Source organism: Alphaproteobacteria bacterium (assembly GCA_018662925.1).
Taxonomy (GTDB): domain Bacteria; phylum Pseudomonadota; class Alphaproteobacteria; order 16-39-46; family JABJFC01; genus JABJFC01.
Map to the genome: position 1 here is coordinate 83,779 of JABJFC010000057.1, position 19,035 is coordinate 102,813.

At 42.2% G+C, this 19,035-nt stretch carries 15 protein-coding genes; 8 read left to right on the forward strand and 7 right to left on the reverse strand.

Annotated features, from left to right (window positions below; genetic code table 11):
* The first annotated feature begins 269 nt into the window (after nt 1-269).
* Entirely contained in the window at nt 270-1,805 is a 1,536-nt protein-coding gene (locus HOL16_04955; protein ID MBT5390041.1) for an NTP/NDP exchange transporter, read from the forward strand.
* On the opposite strand, the gene HOL16_04960 is transcribed toward HOL16_04955, so the two are convergent.
* Entirely contained in the window at nt 1,802-2,809 is a 1,008-nt protein-coding gene (locus HOL16_04960) for a DMT family transporter (protein ID MBT5390042.1), read from the reverse strand. The genes HOL16_04955 and HOL16_04960 overlap by 4 nt on opposite strands.
* A 140-nt stretch (nt 2,810-2,949) precedes the next feature.
* On the opposite strand from HOL16_04960, the gene HOL16_04965 reads away from it, so the two are divergent.
* Both HOL16_04965 and HOL16_04970 read left to right on the forward strand, forming a co-directional pair.
* Nucleotides 2,950-3,588, forward strand: coding sequence for a LysE family transporter (locus tag HOL16_04965; protein ID MBT5390043.1), 639 nt, complete (start codon nt 2,950-2,952; stop codon nt 3,586-3,588).
* Nucleotides 3,589-3,656: 68 nt separating this feature from the next.
* Entirely contained in the window at nt 3,657-5,144 is a 1,488-nt protein-coding gene (locus HOL16_04970; GenBank protein ID MBT5390044.1) for an aldehyde dehydrogenase family protein, read from the forward strand.
* A gap of 34 nt (nt 5,145-5,178) precedes the next feature.
* Here the strand turns inward: HOL16_04970 and HOL16_04975 are convergent, their stop codons facing one another.
* From HOL16_04975 to HOL16_04990, 4 genes are all read right to left on the reverse strand, one after another.
* Nucleotides 5,179-6,069 (reverse strand): hypothetical protein, encoded by an 891-nt coding sequence (locus HOL16_04975; protein MBT5390045.1) that lies wholly within the window; start codon nt 6,067-6,069, stop codon nt 5,179-5,181.
* Between the two features lie 32 nt (nt 6,070-6,101).
* Nucleotides 6,102-6,650, reverse strand: coding sequence for a cytochrome b (locus HOL16_04980; GenBank protein ID MBT5390046.1), 549 nt, complete (start codon nt 6,648-6,650; stop codon nt 6,102-6,104).
* Between the two features lie 16 nt (nt 6,651-6,666).
* Nucleotides 6,667-7,920 carry an MFS transporter gene (locus tag HOL16_04985; GenBank protein MBT5390047.1) on the reverse strand — a complete coding sequence of 418 codons (1,254 nt, stop codon included), beginning with the start codon at nt 7,918-7,920 and terminating at the stop codon, nt 6,667-6,669.
* Between the two features lie 349 nt (nt 7,921-8,269).
* Complete coding sequence (locus HOL16_04990; protein ID MBT5390048.1) at nt 8,270-8,698, reverse strand: hypothetical protein; 429 nt, start codon at nt 8,696-8,698, stop codon at nt 8,270-8,272.
* A gap of 1,003 nt (nt 8,699-9,701) precedes the next feature.
* Between HOL16_04990 and HOL16_04995 the strand changes: the two genes are divergently transcribed.
* The 5 genes from HOL16_04995 to HOL16_05015 all read left to right on the forward strand — a co-directional run bounded on the left by HOL16_04995 (nt 9,702) and on the right by HOL16_05015 (nt 16,712).
* Entirely contained in the window at nt 9,702-10,745 is a 1,044-nt protein-coding gene (locus HOL16_04995) for a hypothetical protein (protein MBT5390049.1), read from the forward strand.
* A 97-nt stretch (nt 10,746-10,842) separates the two neighbouring features.
* Complete coding sequence (locus HOL16_05000; GenBank protein ID MBT5390050.1) at nt 10,843-13,011, forward strand: hypothetical protein; 2,169 nt, start codon at nt 10,843-10,845, stop codon at nt 13,009-13,011.
* A 108-nt stretch (nt 13,012-13,119) separates the two neighbouring features.
* Nucleotides 13,120-13,803, forward strand: coding sequence for a hypothetical protein (locus HOL16_05005; GenBank protein ID MBT5390051.1), 684 nt, complete (start codon nt 13,120-13,122; stop codon nt 13,801-13,803).
* Between the two features lie 136 nt (nt 13,804-13,939).
* The gene (locus HOL16_05010; GenBank protein ID MBT5390052.1) at nt 13,940-15,067 is read left to right on the forward strand and encodes a hypothetical protein; all 1,128 of its coding nucleotides are present in this window, start codon (nt 13,940-13,942) and stop codon (nt 15,065-15,067) included.
* Nucleotides 15,068-15,077: 10 nt separating this feature from the next.
* Nucleotides 15,078-16,712, forward strand: a complete 1,635-nt coding sequence (locus HOL16_05015) for a hypothetical protein (GenBank protein ID MBT5390053.1) — start codon at nt 15,078-15,080, stop codon at nt 16,710-16,712.
* A gap of 45 nt (nt 16,713-16,757) precedes the next feature.
* On the opposite strand, the gene HOL16_05020 is transcribed toward HOL16_05015, so the two are convergent.
* Nucleotides 16,758-17,924, reverse strand: a complete 1,167-nt coding sequence (locus HOL16_05020) for an ATP-binding protein (protein MBT5390054.1) — start codon at nt 17,922-17,924, stop codon at nt 16,758-16,760.
* 219 nt (nt 17,925-18,143) lie between these two features.
* Nucleotides 18,144-18,692 (reverse strand): hypothetical protein, encoded by a 549-nt coding sequence (locus tag HOL16_05025; GenBank protein ID MBT5390055.1) that lies wholly within the window; start codon nt 18,690-18,692, stop codon nt 18,144-18,146.
* Nucleotides 18,693-19,035: the final 343 nt, after the last annotated feature.

Below are 19,035 nucleotides of genomic sequence, written 5' to 3' on the forward strand. Positions count from 1 at the left end.
TCGGATAATAAACTAAAAAACCTAAAACATGGACATTAAAACAAATAAAAATGAATATTGTTATTTCGAAATAATGAATATTTAATTCATTTGAAGTAAAAAAAATCCGTTTAAAAATAATTAATAGTAAAATAGGGGTTGCATTTAGCCTTTCAAATAGATTACAAGGAGGACAGATCTAGTGTGATTAACATTTGATGAGTTTGGGAAAACAGATGGACAGCCAAATCAATCAGAGTCCCGCTTTCGGAAAGTTGCGGAACTTTTTGATGCCCATCCATAACCATGAGTTCAAGAAGTTCTTACCTCTGACGCTCATGATGTTTTGTGTGTTATTCAACTATACTCTCCTACGAAATGCAAAAGATACTCTGGTCATTACTGCTTCAGGGCCAGAGACAATCCCTTTCTTGAAGGGAGTGGTCATTTTGCCAGTTTCTATATTGTTTTTGACTCTCTATTCTAAGCTTTCAAACCTATTTGAACGATCCACAATATTTTACCTAGGGATCGGTTTCTTTATTGGTTTTTTCGCGATATTTGCCTTGTTTCTTTATCCTTATAGGGAGTTTCTAGAGCCAGCGCCTGAATATATAGCCCATCTAAAGAAGACTTATCCTTACATACAGCATATTTTTCCCGTGATTGGAAACTGGACTTTCTCACTGTTTTACTTGTTTGCCGAACTGTGGGGGGCCATTGCCTTAGGGTTGTTGTTTTGGCAATTCTCCAATGAGATCGTCAAGACAAGTGAAGCAAAGCGATTCTATACCATGTTTGGGTTTTTATCCCATTTTGCTTTAATTGCAGCGGGACTCTTGGGGAATTACCTTTGTGCCCATGAGAGATCTATATCAGGACATGAAAGTCAGGATTGTTCCCAGTACTTGAATTTGATGATTCTGTCGGTCACCCTTTCGGGGTTCTTGATAATGTACCTGCAGTATTGGCTAAGAACGCGAGTAGTGGGCAGAAAGCGAAGCACCCATGGTTTAGAAACGCCTTCGGGTGAGGCGAAGACGAAGCTTTCTCTGTGGGAGAGTTTGAAGCATATTTTAAGGTCCAAGTATTTGGGCCTTATTGCTATTTTGGTCTTAGGGTACGGGATGTCCAATAATATCTTGGGACTTTTGTGGAAACGGGAACTTCAGCTTATGTATCCAACTCCATTGGAATATGGGGAGTTTATGGGCATATTCTCCATCATTACAGGTGTTGCGACTATTTTGCTAACATTCTTCTCTAAGGGTATTATTTCCAGGTTCGGATGGTTCGCGGGAGCTATTATTACGCCGCTTGTCCTGCTTGTCATGGGAGCACTCTTCTTTAACTTTATTCTCTTTGAAAGTTGGTATTCAACCATAATGGCTTCCGTAAGTTTGACACCCTTGATGCTAGCCATATGGCTTGGAACGAGCCAACAAGTGTTGAGTAAGGGGTCTAAATATTCGCTCTTTGATCCAACCAAGGAAATGGCTTACATACCCTTAGATCTTGAGCTTCGCTCTAAAGGAAAAGCGGCTGTAGACGTTGTGGCACACAGCTTTAGTAAAGCTAGCGGTGGTTACGTTATTGGTGGACTCCTCATGGTAACGGCTGCTGCGGATATCTTAACGATGGCGCCGTATTTGGTGGGCGTTGTCTTCATCACCGTAAGTGTATGGCTCTATGCAGTGGTTACTCTGAGTAAGCTATACAAATCCAGAGTTAAGGCACCGGCTCCAAAGGCTGCTAAAGCGAAGCCTCCTGCTTCTGATGATGAGAAAATTGCAGCAGGGGCATCTCCTGAAGCCGTTGCTTCCTAGATTTCAATTCCAGTTCCACGCTTCTTTGCATCATAGCTGAGCAATAGAATACTCAGTAAAATCACACCCATTCCAATCCAGATGCTGAGCGTTTGGGGCAACTCTCCAAAAGCAATATAGCCGACCAAGCCGCTGAGCATGAGTCGGGCAAAGCCAAAGGGAGTCAAAAAGCTGATGTCTGCAAGGGCAAAGGATCGTGCAAGAGCAAGATGTGCGGCTGTAGAAAATGCTCCCATCATGGCAAGCCAGCCTAGCTGTTCTAAGCTGGGGGTTGCCCATACAAAGAAAGCAGGAATGAAAGATATGGGCGCCATAAATACAAGCAAATAAAAGGTCATCACTGTGGCAGATTCCCCTTTTCGTGCTAGTGCCCGCCCTGAAATCTTTGCGCCTGAAAAGGCAGCAGCTGAAAGAAGGGGAAGAAATATCAAGAGCCCTAGCTGAGCCATCAGGCCTTCTTGACTGAAGAGGGCCCTATCGGGACGCATGATCATGAAGGCTCCAATAAAGCTTATACAAATGGCCATGAGTCTTAAGGGCGAGAGGGATTCTTTTAGACAGAATCTAGAGGCGATAATGGTTATGATGGGTCCTGTAAAGGCGAGGGCAACTGCCTCGGCAATCTGCATGTGCGCCAGGGAGGCATACCAAAGAATGAGCCCAAAAACGGAAAACAAAACACGTATGGACTCTAAGCCTGGGAAGGAAGTCTTAATGGAATGGATGCCCTTTTTGATCACAAAGGGGAGCAAGAAAAGAGTCCCAAAGATATTTTGGAGAAAGACGACCACGTATGAGGGCAGCTGAAAACCAGGATCTCCGGAAATATCACTTGTTAGATATCGTACCATGCCGTTAATGGCTGCAAAGCATGCGCAGGCCAGGACTTTCCACAATCCACCACGCCAATGGTTAGAAAGAGTGAAGGTTGACTCATGTTGAGGTTGAACCACTGGAGGCTTCAACGAAGGAGTTATAGATTCTGTCTGTTTTATAGGGCGCATGATATTTCGTCTCAGTTAAAATGTGTTCTCTTTATATAAGGAGTCTGTGCCAAAATTCAATATAATTAACGACAGCTCCTTGCATTGGGCAGAGCTTTCCAGTAATGATTACGCATAAGTTTTTCCATTTGGAGATGCGCATGCTTGAGTATTGGCCTGAATTTTTAGCCCTTTATACAATCAATCTGATCAATCTTATGAGTCCTGGGGCTGGGTGTGCTCTTGTGGCTCGTAACAGCATGGCCTACTCAAGGAAGAGTGGGCTCTTTACAGCCTTTGGAATCGTAAGCAGTTCCTTCATTCATAAGGCCTATGCCCTATTGGGGTTTGGCCTTATTATCTCCCAAACGCCCGTTTTGCTCATGACCATAAAGTATATAGGATGTGCTTATCTTCTCTATTTGGGTGTGATGTGTTTTATCAATAGTATGAAAAAGAATGGCCAGTCAGCTTTCTCAGTCGGCGATATTCAGAATTCTGGAAAAGATATTCCCCGGAAGCAATCTTTCCGCATGGGCTTTTTTACAGATTTGCTGAATCCCATGGCGTCTGTGGCTTTTCTTAGCATTGTTTCGGCGACTGTAAACCCGGCGACACCTTTAAAGGTTCAAGCTTTTTACGGGCTTTGCCTCATCTCCACGTCGCTTATTTGGTACTCTCTATTGGCCTATTTTTTCTCCAATGAATGTTTCCAGGTTTTTTTCGAGAAATCCTCTCGTTGGGTAGAAGGTTTTAGTGGCAGTGTTTTCATCTGGTTTGGCATAAAGATGGCAACCTAGACTTTCAGATCTTTCAATTCTGTATTACCATGATGATTGTGAATGGTTTGGTGGTATAGGAGTCTGTAATGTCCTCCAGTTTAAAACATGTTTTTGATCTTGCCGATAAGTTATCCCATATGCTTTTGATCGATGGCAAGTTGTCCCGTTCAAAAGGTAAAAAATCTTTCCCCATTATAAATCCGGCGACGGGTCAGCAAATTGCCGAGGCTTCCGAAGCAAGCACTGAAGATGTTGATCAGGCTGTGTCGGTGGCAGCGAGGGCTCAAAAAGAATGGTCCAAGGTAAAGGCTCGTGAGCGAGGCAAGCTTTTGATGGCTTGCGCTAATTTGTTGCAGGAACATACAGACGAATTGGCTCTTTTGATGACTCTGGAAACGGGGAAGGCAATTCGGACAGAAAGCCGCTTAGAAGCCGGTGTATTCACGGATATGTTGACATTCTATGGAGGACTCGCCTCAGAGCTCAAGGGAGAGACTGTCCCCTATGATTCGAATATGTTGGTTTATACCACTCGAGAGCCTCTTGGGGTGGTTGGGGCCATTATTCCCTGGAATGTGCCGCTTTTACTCATGGCAATGAAGATTGCTCCAGCTATTGTTGCCGGAAATACGGTTGTTCTTAAGTCCGCAGAAGAAGCCCCGTTGTCTGTCCTTCGGGCAGCAGAAATTATGAACACAATCCTACCACCAGGGGTTTTGAATGTTCTTTCAGGTTTTGGAGAGCCTACAGGCGCGGCTCTCGTATCCCATCCTGACGTCAAGAAGGTATCGTTTACGGGATCAGTAGAAGTTGGCAGAATTGTCTATAAATCGGCCGCTGAAAAGCTTGTGCCTGTAACTTTGGAACTGGGTGGCAAGAGTCCCATGATTGTGTGTGCAGATGCCGACCTGGATAAAGCCGTAGAAGGGGCCGTGATTGGAATGCGGTTTACGCGTCAAGGACAGAGTTGTAGTGCGGCTAGCCGTATGTTCATCCATGAATCACTCCATGATCAGTTTGTGGAGCGCTTAAAAGAGAAAGTGGATGCCATGATCATGGGAAATCCTTTCGATGAAAGAACAGACATTGGGTCAATCATCTCTCCAGGGCAATATGAAAAGGTGAAAGCCTATATTGAGAAGGGCTTAAACTTAGAGGGTGTTACGGCCCATGAATGCTCACAAATGCCAGAGGATCCTGCCGTTAAGGACGGGCTATTTATTCGGCCCGTTTTGTTTACGGGCATCCAGAACGATTCGCCCCTAGCCCAGGAAGAAATCTTTGGCCCTGTTGCGTGTATCATCAAGTGGACAGACCTTGATCAAGTTATGTCGGATGCCAATGGTACGGACTATGGGCTTGCGGGGACCATATGGACCCAGGATTTGAAAACAGCCCTGCGAGGAGTTGAGCAATTGGAAGCTGGTTTTGTTCAAGTGAACCAAAATCTTGTGGTCCAGCCCAACCTGTCTTACGGAGGTGTTAAAAATTCTGGCCTCGGCAGGGAAGCTTCCCTTGAGGCCATGTTAGAACATTTCACACAAAAAAAGACCGTTCTGATTAATTTGGAATAACTCTTCCAAGGGGGTATCGAGAAGAAACCACACCTCAGCGCGCAGTATTTGCATAGATATCCCGTGCAATTGTATCCAAGTATATTTCGATGGGAAGGGAAGGGACAGCATCTTCTCCGACCGTTTCAATGGCATACATTGGTTTCTTATCTTTTTGCAAGATGTCAAATTTGCTTTTGAAGACCTTTCCTTGATACGTTGCATAGGGCCAGTTGGAAATGACCAAGTACCGCCCTTTTTTCATGGGCTGGGTTTTTCTGAGTTCTTCGATGGTATCATCGGTGATGGGCCGTACAAACACGCCATCTGCATTCATTTTCATGGAGCTATCAATAATAATAGGCTGTGCGTCCCCTAAGTAAGGAGCAAAGTCCATTTGGTTGTAGACCCATACCATCATTTCTACTTCAGTTTGATGGGACGATGTGTCATGCGCTACAAGTGTACCGGGGGGTAATATATCAACCTTAGGATCTAGAGGGCGTTGTCCTGAGAGAAAATATATTTTTTCTATGCGAATGCCCTGTTTTAAGAGTTTCAGAAGGTAGTTTAATCTTTTGAGGACGCGAGGCAGAGTTGCTCCCATGACAACAGCACCGGTATAACTCTTGTATTTAGGATCGTGCCCTTTGACGTATCCTAATGCCTCAAAGGCCCGCATAAATGCTTCTCTTTCGGACTCGTATTGTCCCACTTTCATTTCCCAGCGCTCTTCCATGGGTTTTCTAAGCCATTCTTTTTGGGTTTCTTTTAAGATGGTTTTCTTAGTCCTATCGTGGGGTATGTTTGTTTTCTTCAGAAGGAATAAAAGCATTTGATGTGGTGCATTAGCCTTATTAAACAGAGATGCCCCAAAGGCATTTGCACTCAAAATGCTAACGTGAAGAAGGAGTAAAATAACTGAAAGAGTAAATCTCTTGCGCACAATAAGTGCCTTTTTGTTAAAAAATGCTAAATTTAAACAGTCTTACCAGGTAGCATACGTTTTAAGACTGTATTTTTCAAAACAAAATGATGTCGCAGTGCCCCCAGAACATGCAGAGCTATGATGCCCAATAGGGTATAGGCAATGATCGCGTGGAGCTCATGGGTAATCTTGGCCAGTTCTGGAATCTTGGGAGAAATTGCTGGCACCGTAAAGAGGCCAAAGAAGGTAACGGGATGCCCCCCTGAGCTGGACATGAGCCATCCTTCCAGGGGCGTCAGGATCACAAAGGCATACAAAAGATACTGTACCGAATTAGCCAAAAAATGTTCTAGGGGGAACTGTTCTTTCGGGAGATCAGGCTTCTTCACGAAAAACCGCCAACCAAGGCGCAATATACCTAGAAAGACGATGCAAATCCCTGTGGATTTATGGATTTTGTAGTAAAAGAATTTGTCCGGTGGGGGGACATCTACCATGTACCATCCAACGCCAATCATTCCCAAAATGAGTAGGGCTAAGGTCCAATGAAAAGCCTTTGAAATGGCTCCATAGGAGGACTTTGAATCTTTAAAGGGCATGCTTCCCTCCTTGCTATTACAATAAAGGATCCCGGAATCGATCTTTAAAAGATAATAGAGCTATGAAAGAAATCAACCCCGCTGCCATCAAATAATAAGCAGGAATGTGATTCCATCCTGTATCTGCCATCAAAGAAGTGACGATGAATGGCGCTGTTCCGCCAAAAAGTGTTGCACTAATATTGATGGTTAGAGATAGGGCCGAATACCGACCTTTTGTGGGGAATTTTTCCACGAGCATGGCGGCCATGGCACCAAAGAAGCCCACAATGGAGAATCCAAGGAGCATTTGTCCAAAGAGAGGCGGCCAAAATCCCCCTTGGTCAATTAGATTAAAGACAGGGATAGCCAGGACAAAAAACATAACCGACGAGAGCATCATCATTGGTTTTCTGCCTACGTGATCTGATACCCAACCCATAACGGGGACAAGGCTCATCAAAATGACCATATTAATGGTATTTATGGTTAGGGCTGTATCCATGGGAATTTTGACGATGGTGGTCATATAGGTCGTAAGAAAGATAAAGGATACATAGAATCCGACATCGTTCAAAAGCAACACAAAGATAGATCTAATGACTTTAACAGGGTGCTCTTTTATGATCTTTTTAAGAGGAAATCCTTCGGCTTGCTCAGATTCCATCTCTTTTACGTATTGAGGCGTTTCGGGAATATGGATGCGCATGTAAAAGCCAACCCCGCCAATAAGAACGCCAATCAGGAACGGAATCCGCCATCCCCAAGTTTCGAGGGCGCCTGTGTCTAACATTGCTGTAGCAAATGCGGCCATGGCAGAACCTATGAGGATTCCTCCTAGGGCACTGAATAGGGTAAGGCTTCCGACAAGGCCTCTTCTATGACCCGGGGCATACTCGATCATGAAGGTAAAAGACCCACTTAAGTTTCCACCAATGGAAAGCCCTTGGCAAAGGCGAATCACTGTTAGCAATATGGGAGCAAGAATTCCAATATGGTCGTATGTGGGCAAGAGGCCAAGACAGACTGTGGGAAAGGTCATAAGGAATATGGTTGCAACGAGAGCCTTTTTACGACCGTATTTATCACCAACATGACCAAAGATAACGGCACCAACGGGGCGCATAGCAAATCCAGCAGCAAAAACACCATAAGTGGCTAAAAGGGAAACGAGAGGGTCCGCGGAAGGGAAAAAGAGTTTGCCCAAAACGGCTGCAAAATAGCCATATAGAGCAAAATCATACCATTCGAAGGCGCTGCCTATCATACATGCCGTTACTGCCCGAAACATTATACTTACATCCTTATTTCATAATTTAAAATCAGTGCACTGTAGATATTTTTTGTACATTATACTAGTAATTTTTTCCATTCTTGTGGTTTTTTATAACCAAAAGGGGTTTTTACTTACAAGGATTTTTGAGATTGGAAGTATTGACTGCCTGAAACGATGGAAGCAAGCAAACGTCAAAGAGTCTTGCACAAACGTAGTCTTCACTGGACTACGGCTCAGTAAAGCAGAGTCCTAAGCGGGGGAGCTGATGTGCGAGTCCGTAGCGTGGAATCCACGAGGGCCCTGTATTTTACGCCAGAAGATCTCCACGTACCAACACGAAGATGGACTGGCATTCAATTACAGATTATCCAGCGTGTTTCAAATGCCAGGTGATGGGAGTTGCCCAAGTCAGCTCTGTGTCTTCTATGATATGATCCTTTTCAGGAGTATCTTTAGAAGGAATCAGCGTGTACTGGTCTTGTCGGGATCCCTTTTTCAGAAAGCCTATGCAAATCAAGCCAGTTTTCGTTTCAACAATACAGTTATTATTGACCGCTTGGGGGATGGTTTGGTCGTAACACCGTCGTCCTCCTACATAGTCACCGGGTTCGTATGTGGGACATAAAATGTCATCAACAACGACCCGTACCGTATTGTCTTTATGTATCTCTCGGAAATTGAGAATTTCTCTGAGAGCATCCAACTCATTTTGCAGTTTAATAAAAGTTTCATCGAGTCTGGGCCCTGAGACAGGGTCACCCGTTGATTGCGAAGTTTTAATATCTTTGGTCATTTTTTTAATTCTATTTTAAGTTATTGTTAATTAAGTAAAAGCTTCTTATTGAATATATAAAAGCACCTTGAATAGATGGTTCCAAATAGGATTTCTTTCTGGATTGAAATCTCCTTATTGTGCCGCGCAACCGCGAAATTATGAAAGAAATTTATTCTAAATTTATTCACTAAAGTCACCTGTTCCAAAAGTACTATGTCTAAACATATGTTACAAAATTCAAATTGTTGTCAAGAATAAAATTTATAATTTTAGAAAAATTTTAGATAAATTTTAGATAAATGTGATGAATCAAGCAGTTGTCAGAGGATGATTCATATTTATCTTTGTTTTCAAAGAGTTGTAGAAGCATGAGGGCATTATTTAGGTTGAGAGGGAAGACATTTCAGGAGGTCTTATAATAAATCCTACTCTATGCATTTTTTGCCGTGCTACTTGTTCCGCAGTACTCCCAGAGCTTTTTCCACCTGAGGAACGCTATAGCGGATCTGCATTCAGCTATTCACTAGGGGTTGCTGTATTAGGAGGGACGGCTCCTCTTATAGTATCTTCATTGGTGAATCAAGGAATCCAAATGGGCCCAGCCATATATCTGATGTTTTCTAGTATTGCTGGGTTTATAGCCGTTTATAAGGTTAAGAGTCGGAGAAAAGAGACGATCCAATCTGAGATCGCTTATAAGAAAGCGGCCTAGGGGGAGAAATTTGATATCCTCTACTCTTCGCATTTTGGGGCAGATTATGATTCTGCCGTGAATGATGAATTCTCTGATGAAGTAAAATGCTAGAATTTCCACTTATTTTTTAACAGATCTCCTAACTCAGAGAGTTATATAATATTTATGTATAAATTGGAGGATTGCATAAAGTTGTTGTATTTCTGAAAACTTTACTTTATTTTATAATCTTCATGATGGTTAGTGTAATACAATTTTGGCTAAAACTCTTAAAATATGTTAGAATACTTAGAGTTTATTGTTGTTGAAATAAAATGGAGACAAAAAATGAAAAATAAGACATTAAATATTTTTACAGTTTTCTTCTTTGTGTTATCTTTCGTGTCATGGAATAAGGCCACTTTTGCCAAAGAGGATACACCTGCATTAGAGTCTCCTAAAAAATCTGAATTGTATACTGGAATGTACGACACATTTTTGGGAAAGTCCTACACTTTAAAAGATATTAAAAAAACGGATGATGGCACTTATCGTGGGAGCTTAGAAGTTTCCTTAGACGCCAAGGAACTAGATTTTGCTGATCGTCCTTTCAGAAGTGCGAGATTTATGTCTGAAGGGAAATTAGCCGCGTACTTAAGTGCCAATCCAAAATACACCATTGTCTTGTTGCCCCAGGCAACTGAGTCATGGGAATACCTGACTTTTGTCTCAACCAAGGCCACTGAGAAAAATGGAAGATTGAGCCTAGATATTGAAATTTATCCCTCAAAAATGAACAAAGGCTTTTTGAAAAGTCTTGTAAAAGGAGCAAATACTTATAAAGGAGGTAAGGCTTTCTTCGCTCTCGGGGGGTCTAAAGGGGGAGACAATTATTTAGTGATGGGGAAAGACCTAAAGTTTGGCAACGATATTAGTGCCGCGGCACGAGAGCAGCTCATGAAAGAAACAGGCGTAGCGCCCTCGAGCATCATAAACGAGTTAAAGCTGGGTCACTATAGCATCACAGCCTTGGAAGTTGTTGGAGGAGAATCGTCATCTGAATCCCGCAATGGGTATAAGAAGGTTGAGATGACCGGAGGGAATTCTTTCAATGCAGATCCCCCCAACAGCATTTTATTTGTCCATGAGAAAAAGACAGGTGCTCCCATAGTTGCAGAAGTGGTTTTAGGGTCGAATGGAGATCGCACCCAGAAAACAGGGGACTTTCCCATAGCGTTTCTGAAAGAGAAGGATGGAACGCCTAGGATTTATCGGAATATGACGGAGCCCATGTCAGAGAAGGCGTTGAAAGAAAAAGCCGATCTCGGCCATGTGTTCCTGTTTGTGGATAGTGCTAGTGGTTGTATTAGTGGTGGTCATTGCAGTCAATAGACCAGTATAATTGTTTGTATTTTAATATTTTAAGGTAATTTAATTCTTGAAGACTATATATGGCAATTTTTTAATTGTAGTTTTTCTTATTTTTTCAGTGCACTTTTGTTTCTTAAGTCAAGAGGCTTTTGCAAATGAAGAAGATGTACAGCCTGAAAGAGAACTTTCAATTTTACCGCCTCGCCCTTCTAGTGTTTCAATAGGACGAAATACAATTATTGATGAGTCTGAGCAGCTTAGTGATCATGCCCGTCCTCCGAACAATGTTTTAGGGTATATATATGACACAACTCCTGGAAATGAGTCGCTGGCGTTAACTATTACGAGAAGAATCTTGGGGTTGGGACCGTGGGGGCTTTTTCCTGGGTTAATTTCTGTTGGCTATGGAACGATGTTCAATAGGGTTATGTCAAAATTTCTTTTTCATGATCCATTTGCAAGTAGAAATTTTCCACTTCAATTAGCCACATTTTCTGAGATTGTTCTCTTAGTGACAGTTCCCCATATGGGAGCTACTTCGGAGCATTTAACCTCTTTAGTTCCAAAATCTAAATATAACCTAAAAATGCAGAGGTGGAAGCACCCCTTGCCGTGGATTGAGGTGGTCGGGACGGCTGTAGCTCATTCTGCGGCAGCCTTTACAGCACTTATTGAGCCAATCATTTTGGTTAAAACGAATGAAGGTGTTAATCCAGTGATTATATTCTTTGCTGGTAACATGTGGTTGACCAACTGGGCAGAGGGTAGAGCTTCAGCGAGTGATGTTGTGCGAGCGTGGTCACTAGGGCTTTCCAAGTGGGATTACTCAGGGCTGTTGAAAAAGCTCTTCTTTATTGACAGATCCGAAGTCATGAGAAATCGTTTCGGAGCAACTCTCGAAGAACTTCATAGGAGAAAGCAACTACGGAAAAAAGTTCATAAAAGACTAGTACGCAGAATGTTGGAACTTCGTCGCGTTAGCCCCGAGTTACTAGAAATTATTTGGAAAAAGAGCAAAGGTTCTTGCACCCATGGCAGGGATGCTATGGAAAAGATAGACAAGGGTTATGAAACTCTCCTGCGTTTAGGCCTTGAAATGAGAGAAGAAAACTATCCTTCTATGGCAGAAGAGGCAGATGAAGAAAAGGAAGGAAGTGTTCATTCTACTGAATCGGATAGTGGTGGTGAGTTGGATGAAGAAGACAAAGGGGAAGGCAGCAGTGAAGAAGATGTGAACATAGAAAGCTTCGACCAAATTCTGTTTGAGCATCAGCAGAGCATGACAGATGATGAATATTTGGAGGACATTTCTAAAGCGACGGGTTATGCCAGGGCGGGAATAGTAGGCTCCTTAAATCTTTGGGCATTCCCCATAACGTGGTTTGTGGCCTATTATGTATTCCATGAAGTTTTTGATCCGCTATTTGCGTTGATAGGAGGGAGTGAAGGAGGTGATAATGACAGTGAGTTGTTCGCCCTGAATTTTGCAAACGCTGTAAGTGCATTTTTGGCGACTGGCACCTCGACATTTTCAACAATCATTCGCAGTAATGCTGGAGCAAGAGAAATAGAACGCTATGAAGAGTATCTAAATGAAGGCCGCAATGGGCACGCAAAGACAGCAAAACAAAAGGCAGAAGCGCGGATATTAAGGGTAGTAATCGATATTCTATCCAGTGGCCAAGGTCGCTTTATGGCATTGCCAGTTTTTGTAAAGGGATTGCAAGGATTAGGATTTGAGACGGTTTATGATTTGGGTGTAAATTGGCAAAGTTTTGGAGCAATAGGTATGTCGCTCCCATTGATTTATACGGCGGGTAGCGGTCACGCGAGCCGTTTGCAGAGAGGAGCAAAGATAGCACTGGATGCTATACTTTCAGGGGCGCATATGGCCTCAAAGCATTGCAGCTGTGGCTATTGTGAAGCAAGAGCCAAAGCCCATAGGGACGCGATGATCAGTCAAATCGAGGGCTTATTGTACAGTATGAGGTTTTTATCGGACGAGGCGGTATTTGAAGTAGCTAAAGCTCTCGGGTTGCTAGACGCCGAAGAAGATGAAGATCGGGAAGACTTCTCAGGGATCGTTGAAGTTGAAGAAGATGGTTCCGACGCCTCTGAAGAAGATGAAGATCCGGATAAAGTGCCCAGTGATGATGAGGATAAGATAAATACACCACTATTAACAACTAGTGAAGGAAGTGGTGGCGCAAAAAAACCAAAAGTCGGTGACAAAGAAAGGGATAGGAAGAAAGCAGCAGCATTGGTGGATGAAGACGATCAAAAATAACTTGAAATTTTGTATAAAAGTAGTAATGTACAAATATAATACGAGGGTAGTGTAATGGTCAAATGCCCAAAGTTTAGAGCATTTCTTGTTATTTTTTCTGCGTTTGCCATGGTGAATTGTGTAGGTGTGGCCCAAGCGATTCCTAATGTTGATTCTAGTAATGGTCTGGATGACGGTTTAAAGGATGTGCGTTCAGGAACTCGCTCTAAAAAAGTTGATTTTGGTGTGAGCGAGATTGCCTATATAGTGTCTGATCCTGCTGAGGAAGACGCCCTTGCCAACCAAGGGCGCAAGCAAGCCACAATTGACAATAAGCTGGATGCTCTTGAAATTAACATGGGTGCTGTGTGGAATAGATTGAGCGAACTTGTGAATTCAGGTTGGGCAGCAGATGATTTTTACCTTGCAAAAGCCAGAGTTGAATTTGGAACGCAATGCTCTCAGTTGGAAAAGTTGCGTCGTCTGTATCCAAAGTCTGCGAAAAAAAGGGCTATTCTTTCCCTTGAGCAGGAGGTGCGAATGCTTGTTGAGCATAGAGAAGCATCGGCACTAGGAGCGATTGGTCGCTTTATTGAACGTAAGCACTATGAGGGATTTGAGCGCCATAATGGCCATAAAGTGACTCACGATTATATTTTTGGCTATGTAAACGGCAAGTTCTACCCTTCTAATCCGATGTCGCTTGAGACCTTTGACGACTTGTATGTAAGGGCCCTTGCTGGGGTGCTCGAGGAAAAGGGTCCGCCCCTCAATGGAAAAAGGGCCAATCCTCAAGTGATAAACGTTTTTTAACGTTTAACGTGAGGCGTAGAATTGACCCGATATTCACTAATAGATTTTTGTATTTGATATGACTAGATTATTTAGAATTTTTTTACTTTTAATATTTTGGGGAGTTGCACCCACCAGCGTGTATGCTTTTCCTACGATGAACCCTATTAACGACACTGCAATCCTTGAATCAGAAGCTTTTCGTTTGACAACACAATTGCAAAGCAAGCTTTCTACAATGGGATTTGGGTCGCTGGAGTCAGGGGCTGAGCAGGTGTTAAAATCGGGTGTTGAGCGGGTGAAGGCTATTAGGCAAGCCCGCGCAGAGCTTTTAGAATTACAAGCAGAACCGAATATATGGGAAGCACTGTACGCCCAATTGCAGCCTCTTAAGATGCCAGGGACCGAAGATCGTCTTGTGTGGCCCAATCAAACTTTTGAGATGGCCTGTAAAGGGAATCTGTTGGCAAGGGCTGTTTTTAGAAATGATACATTGTTTGCTGACTTAGAGCACATCGTAGCTAACAGATTTTCCGATAAAGAATATGTAGAACAGGTTCTTTTCAACCTGTTTTGGTGGAATCCCGTCTTATTGGAGCGCATGCACCTGGAAACACTTTTGGTTGCAGGAAGCATAAATATGAAAATGGATAATGTGGATAGCACTCTTTCCGCCGCTGTATATGGGAATTCACTGGCCATGTGGACCTTTTTAAAGGGGATGATGAATGATGAAGATGCAGATCGATCGCTTTTTATGCTACTATGTAAGAAAAGAGGCTGTGTACTGGGGAATTTATCGACTCACATGCCGGAAAGTGGTGTTGCAGCGACATTATCGCGCCCATTTGCGTTTTTAGAACAGTCGGATTATAGAAAGGCGCAAAAGAAACTTTGGAGGCAAAAATCAGAGCAAGACTTGAGAATAAGTCTTGAGAATGGCGATGGGCATGCAGGAGAGTTTTTGGGAGAGAAATTAGCTCCACAGAACAAAGGGGCGGCTCGTTGGAAAAAGGAGGAATTTCTTGGAGCCATTGCAAGCTTTGTAAAGGCTGCTAAAACCGGAGAAACGAACGGCTGGCACTTGGCCTATTACTATTATAATGCAACCTTTGATCGTAAAGTTATTAATTCAGGGGAAGAAGATTTTGAGTGGCGGAATTTTTACTGGCGGATGACCTTTTTGGTAAAGGGAAAAACGACTCGAATTGAAAAGGGGACAGAAGAACAGTCCATTTTTACAAGAGATAATATAGGTCTTCTTGTAAAAGAAAAGATAAGGTGAGGTGTTTTTTTTGAATATTTTTAAATATAAATTTATTTCTTTATTGTTGATTTTCGTGTTCCTTGTAACTGATGGTGCCCTTGGAGCCCCGGTTGACGTGACAATTATGGATGTTGGCCAAGGAAATTGTAATATTATTCGTCATCATGATAGAGCACTGATATACGACGCTGGTTCTAGCGAGAGAAGGACTTCATCAGCATCGGAAAAATATTTTGAAGAAAAAGGCATACTTGAAACTGGTCGCTCATACATCTTGAAAATCTCGTCAGAAAAGAAAGTTAAGGAGGTTGCTGAAGAAGAGAGCGACTCCCGCGAAGGTAAGAAGGATAGAAGTGGGAGCGATGGAAGTAAAAGCTCTTTTGGAAGTGTAGGGAAGGGAGATATAGACTTAGGTACGGATGAAGTGACAAGGGCAATTGTGAAAAGAATTCATGATAAGCTGGATGGGGTTGATGACATTACGGTTGTTGTTTCACATGCCGATTCGGACCATTATAAGCTACTTAACAGGATATTTCATGATAAGTCAGAGTTAAAGGATAAGATAAATCACATTGTTTTGGGTGGATTTCGAGATTCGTATATGAACCCCGCAACACGAGAGTCAAAGTTTGAAACTTGGCTCAAGGAAATGGAACATCAGAAAAAAGTTCTCTTTACGGGCTATAAGGACGACCATGTGCCTAATGATGCTAGCCCAAATGATAGACATAACCCAGACATAATTGCGCCACCCTATATGGGTGGGGACTCCAAACCAAAAGCCGTTCAAATAATTGAAGACTCATTGTTGGTAGGAGAGGACGTCGAACCCGCTGTCTCTGTTCTTTCAATGAATGCTGGGCACGCTTTCAGGGGAGACCGTGCCATTGTGCTTAATCCGTCTGACAATATGAACAGCATTGTTGTAAGAGTGTCTCATGGAGCAGACTCAGTCCTATTGACAGGAGATGTAAACGCTGCGAGTTGGGATCATATGAAGGAGCTGTGGAAAGAGGGGGAGTTAAAAAGTAGCATTATGGTTTTAAGTCACCACGGTGGCGTTTCTTTGGACTATGGCAATGATAGCTATGGGACCACATCTGAAATATCGTTAAGTGAGGTTAATCCAAGTGTGGTTTTAGTAAGTTCAGGGCATGTTCCGAAATACGGGCACCCCACAATGGATGCGCAATCTTTAGTTGTGGATTATTTACGGGCAAAGAAAAATCGCACAGACAAGCATTATGTTCATTATTTTGATGGTTCGGTATTCAAAAGAAGGTTATTAGATATACCTTACTTCAGTACCTTTAGTTCCGGTGATACTTCTTTCAAATTAGAGCCAGAACGAGCCTTAGAATTTCAAGTTGCACGTGGTCGTTCAGCTTTGCTAGCACATGAAAATGGTGGTGAGCAGTTTGAAAAGACTTCTAAGGGATATGATAGTGAGGCAGCTCTCAAGGGCAAATTTCAAGATCATGAAATCCACATATGGGAATATGATGGAGAAAAAAGAAGCACAATTATTCCTGAAACGGCTTCACCAACACAGACCGGAAATGGGTCCGATCGTGTGGATTTTCTCCATATTACACCTAAAGAAGGTCCCGCATTCTACAGGGAAATAATCAAAACTGCTGAAGATGAACAAGATTCCTAAGATCAAAAACCAACGTTGCATAACGGTTTTTCTATTTATGTAAAGCTATTGCTCTAAGGAGCTTAATTTCTTTAAAAACAGTTCAAGACTTATTACTTCTATGCCCTCTTGGATTGGGTATTGTTCCTTTCCGCTGTAAATCACAAATTTTTGTGTCGGTTTAATGTCTTCGTTGGCAAAATAGAAGCCTTTGGTTACTTTTGGTGATGTTGATTTTTTAACTTCTATTGTCCAGACATCTCCATTGGGAAGCACTAAAATAAGGTCAATTTCTGCGCCGGCGGATGTTTTATAAAAATAGGGCGTCGTGGATTCTGGGGCACAGTTTATAATATTTTCGATAACATACCCTTCCCAGCTTGCCCCTGAAATTGGGTGACCGAGAAGTTCGTTCATACTACTTATGCCCAGCAAGGCATGGACTAGACCACTATCTCGAATATATATTTTGGGAGATCTGACTAATCGCTTTTTCATATTTCCATGATACGGCTGCAGCCTCTTTAAAAGAAGTAAATCAACAAGCAGATCTATGTAGCGTGTTACTGTTTGGCCGCTTATTCCTAAACTAGTTCCAATAGTTGAAACATTTAAGGTTGTGCCTTGCACATGTGCTAGCATTGTCCAAAGTCGCCTCAAAGTTTCTGCTGGTATACGGGGGCCTAATTGTGGAATATCTCTTTCTAAATATGTACTTATAAAATCCAACCGCCATTTATAACTTTCTGAATCATTTCTTGCTAAAAAGCTTTCTGGAAATCCTCCACGCAACCATAATTGATCATTGGTACCAGATATCTCTAGTGCAGTGAAAGGCGTTAACTCAAGTTGAGAGATTCTACCTGCCAACGATTCTGAAGATTGTTTAATAAGATCTAGTGAAGCGGAGCCAAGAAGAAGAAAGTGTCCATATTTTTTTCCTTCTCTTCTTCCTGCGTCAATGATCCCTCTTAATGTCATGAAAAGTTCAGGTGTTCTTTGTATTTCATCCAAAATAACAAGGTTATCCTTATTAGCATTGAGAAACAGAAGAGGATCATCCAACTTTTGGAGATCTTCGAAAGACTCAAGATCTACATATATTGAGCTGAGGCCTTTGCAAACTTCCAATGCCAATGTTGTTTTACCAACTTGTCTTGGCCCTACAAGAACAACTGCAGGCTGTCTTTGCAATGCGCCTTTTAAATTATCAAATAAGTGTCGCTTAATCATAACCTTGTTATTATCACATTGCATGGAGAATTTACAAGGTTAAAAGGAGGGATTTCAGTTAGAAAAAATAAATATTTGGCATTTTGTGTCCTAATCTATGCGTATTATTACCAAATTGGTGTAAAGGTTCGAATGTAAATTTAACGCTGACCTTGATACTATGGAAATAGTTTCTGAAGCGATATAAAAAGTTGTTGCATAGCCAAAAACAGTTCAATCTTACTCTTCTCCTAAAAGATCCTCTCGTAGGGAGGTATAGCGGGCCTGGGGATGGAGCCAGATATCCACATACTTACGAGCAAATTCCATGTCGGTGCATGTTTTTGTAAGCCTGTCGTTATGATAGAACCTTATAGAATTGTTGGGGGTATAGACGGCTGTTAGGGAGTCTCCTTCGGTGACATTATGATAGGCGGCTTTCAATATTTTCCTGTACTGTCTTTCCTCGGTCCGGGACATTTTGTAATAGTTCTTGATCTCATCAATGGAGGTGTCAGCAATCTCGTCGGCTGTGAAGGACATATTGTATTTAATCCTGAGGGCAAATTTGCTGTCATAAGACCAGTTTTCTTCTTCACTCCAAAGGGCAATATCAAAGACCGAAAACCATAAGAAGCCCAGATCAGAGCTGCCATATGCAGGAGCATTCCCAAAATGTTGGTAAATTGTTCTTGGATTAGGGGGCTTGGATAGGGCGTAGGAAGGTTCAGTGACTGCAAATATGAAAAGTCCCAAGAATAGTATGAAATAATATTTTATGATCCCCATTGCCTCTTCCCCTGCGAAGAATCATCCACATATACCCGTATTCTAACATATTTCCAGAAAAACCCCTAAAAATCCCTATAACTGGTTGAATTCGAAGTTTTTTTGTTCTGAATATGGAGGCAAAAGAAATGTTGTCTATTCAGGCGAGGGAGCCAAAAGAAATGCCGCTGATTCAACTTTTATGCTAAGCTTTGCATAAAATTTGTTATGCGAAGAAAGTAATTATGCGAAGTAGCGCATAAAATTCTTTTCATTTTCTCAAATTCATTGGATTTTGCTTTGCATAATATCCAAAAATGTTAACAGGGCATTCCGCTCTAATTAACATCTTAGGAGATAAAAT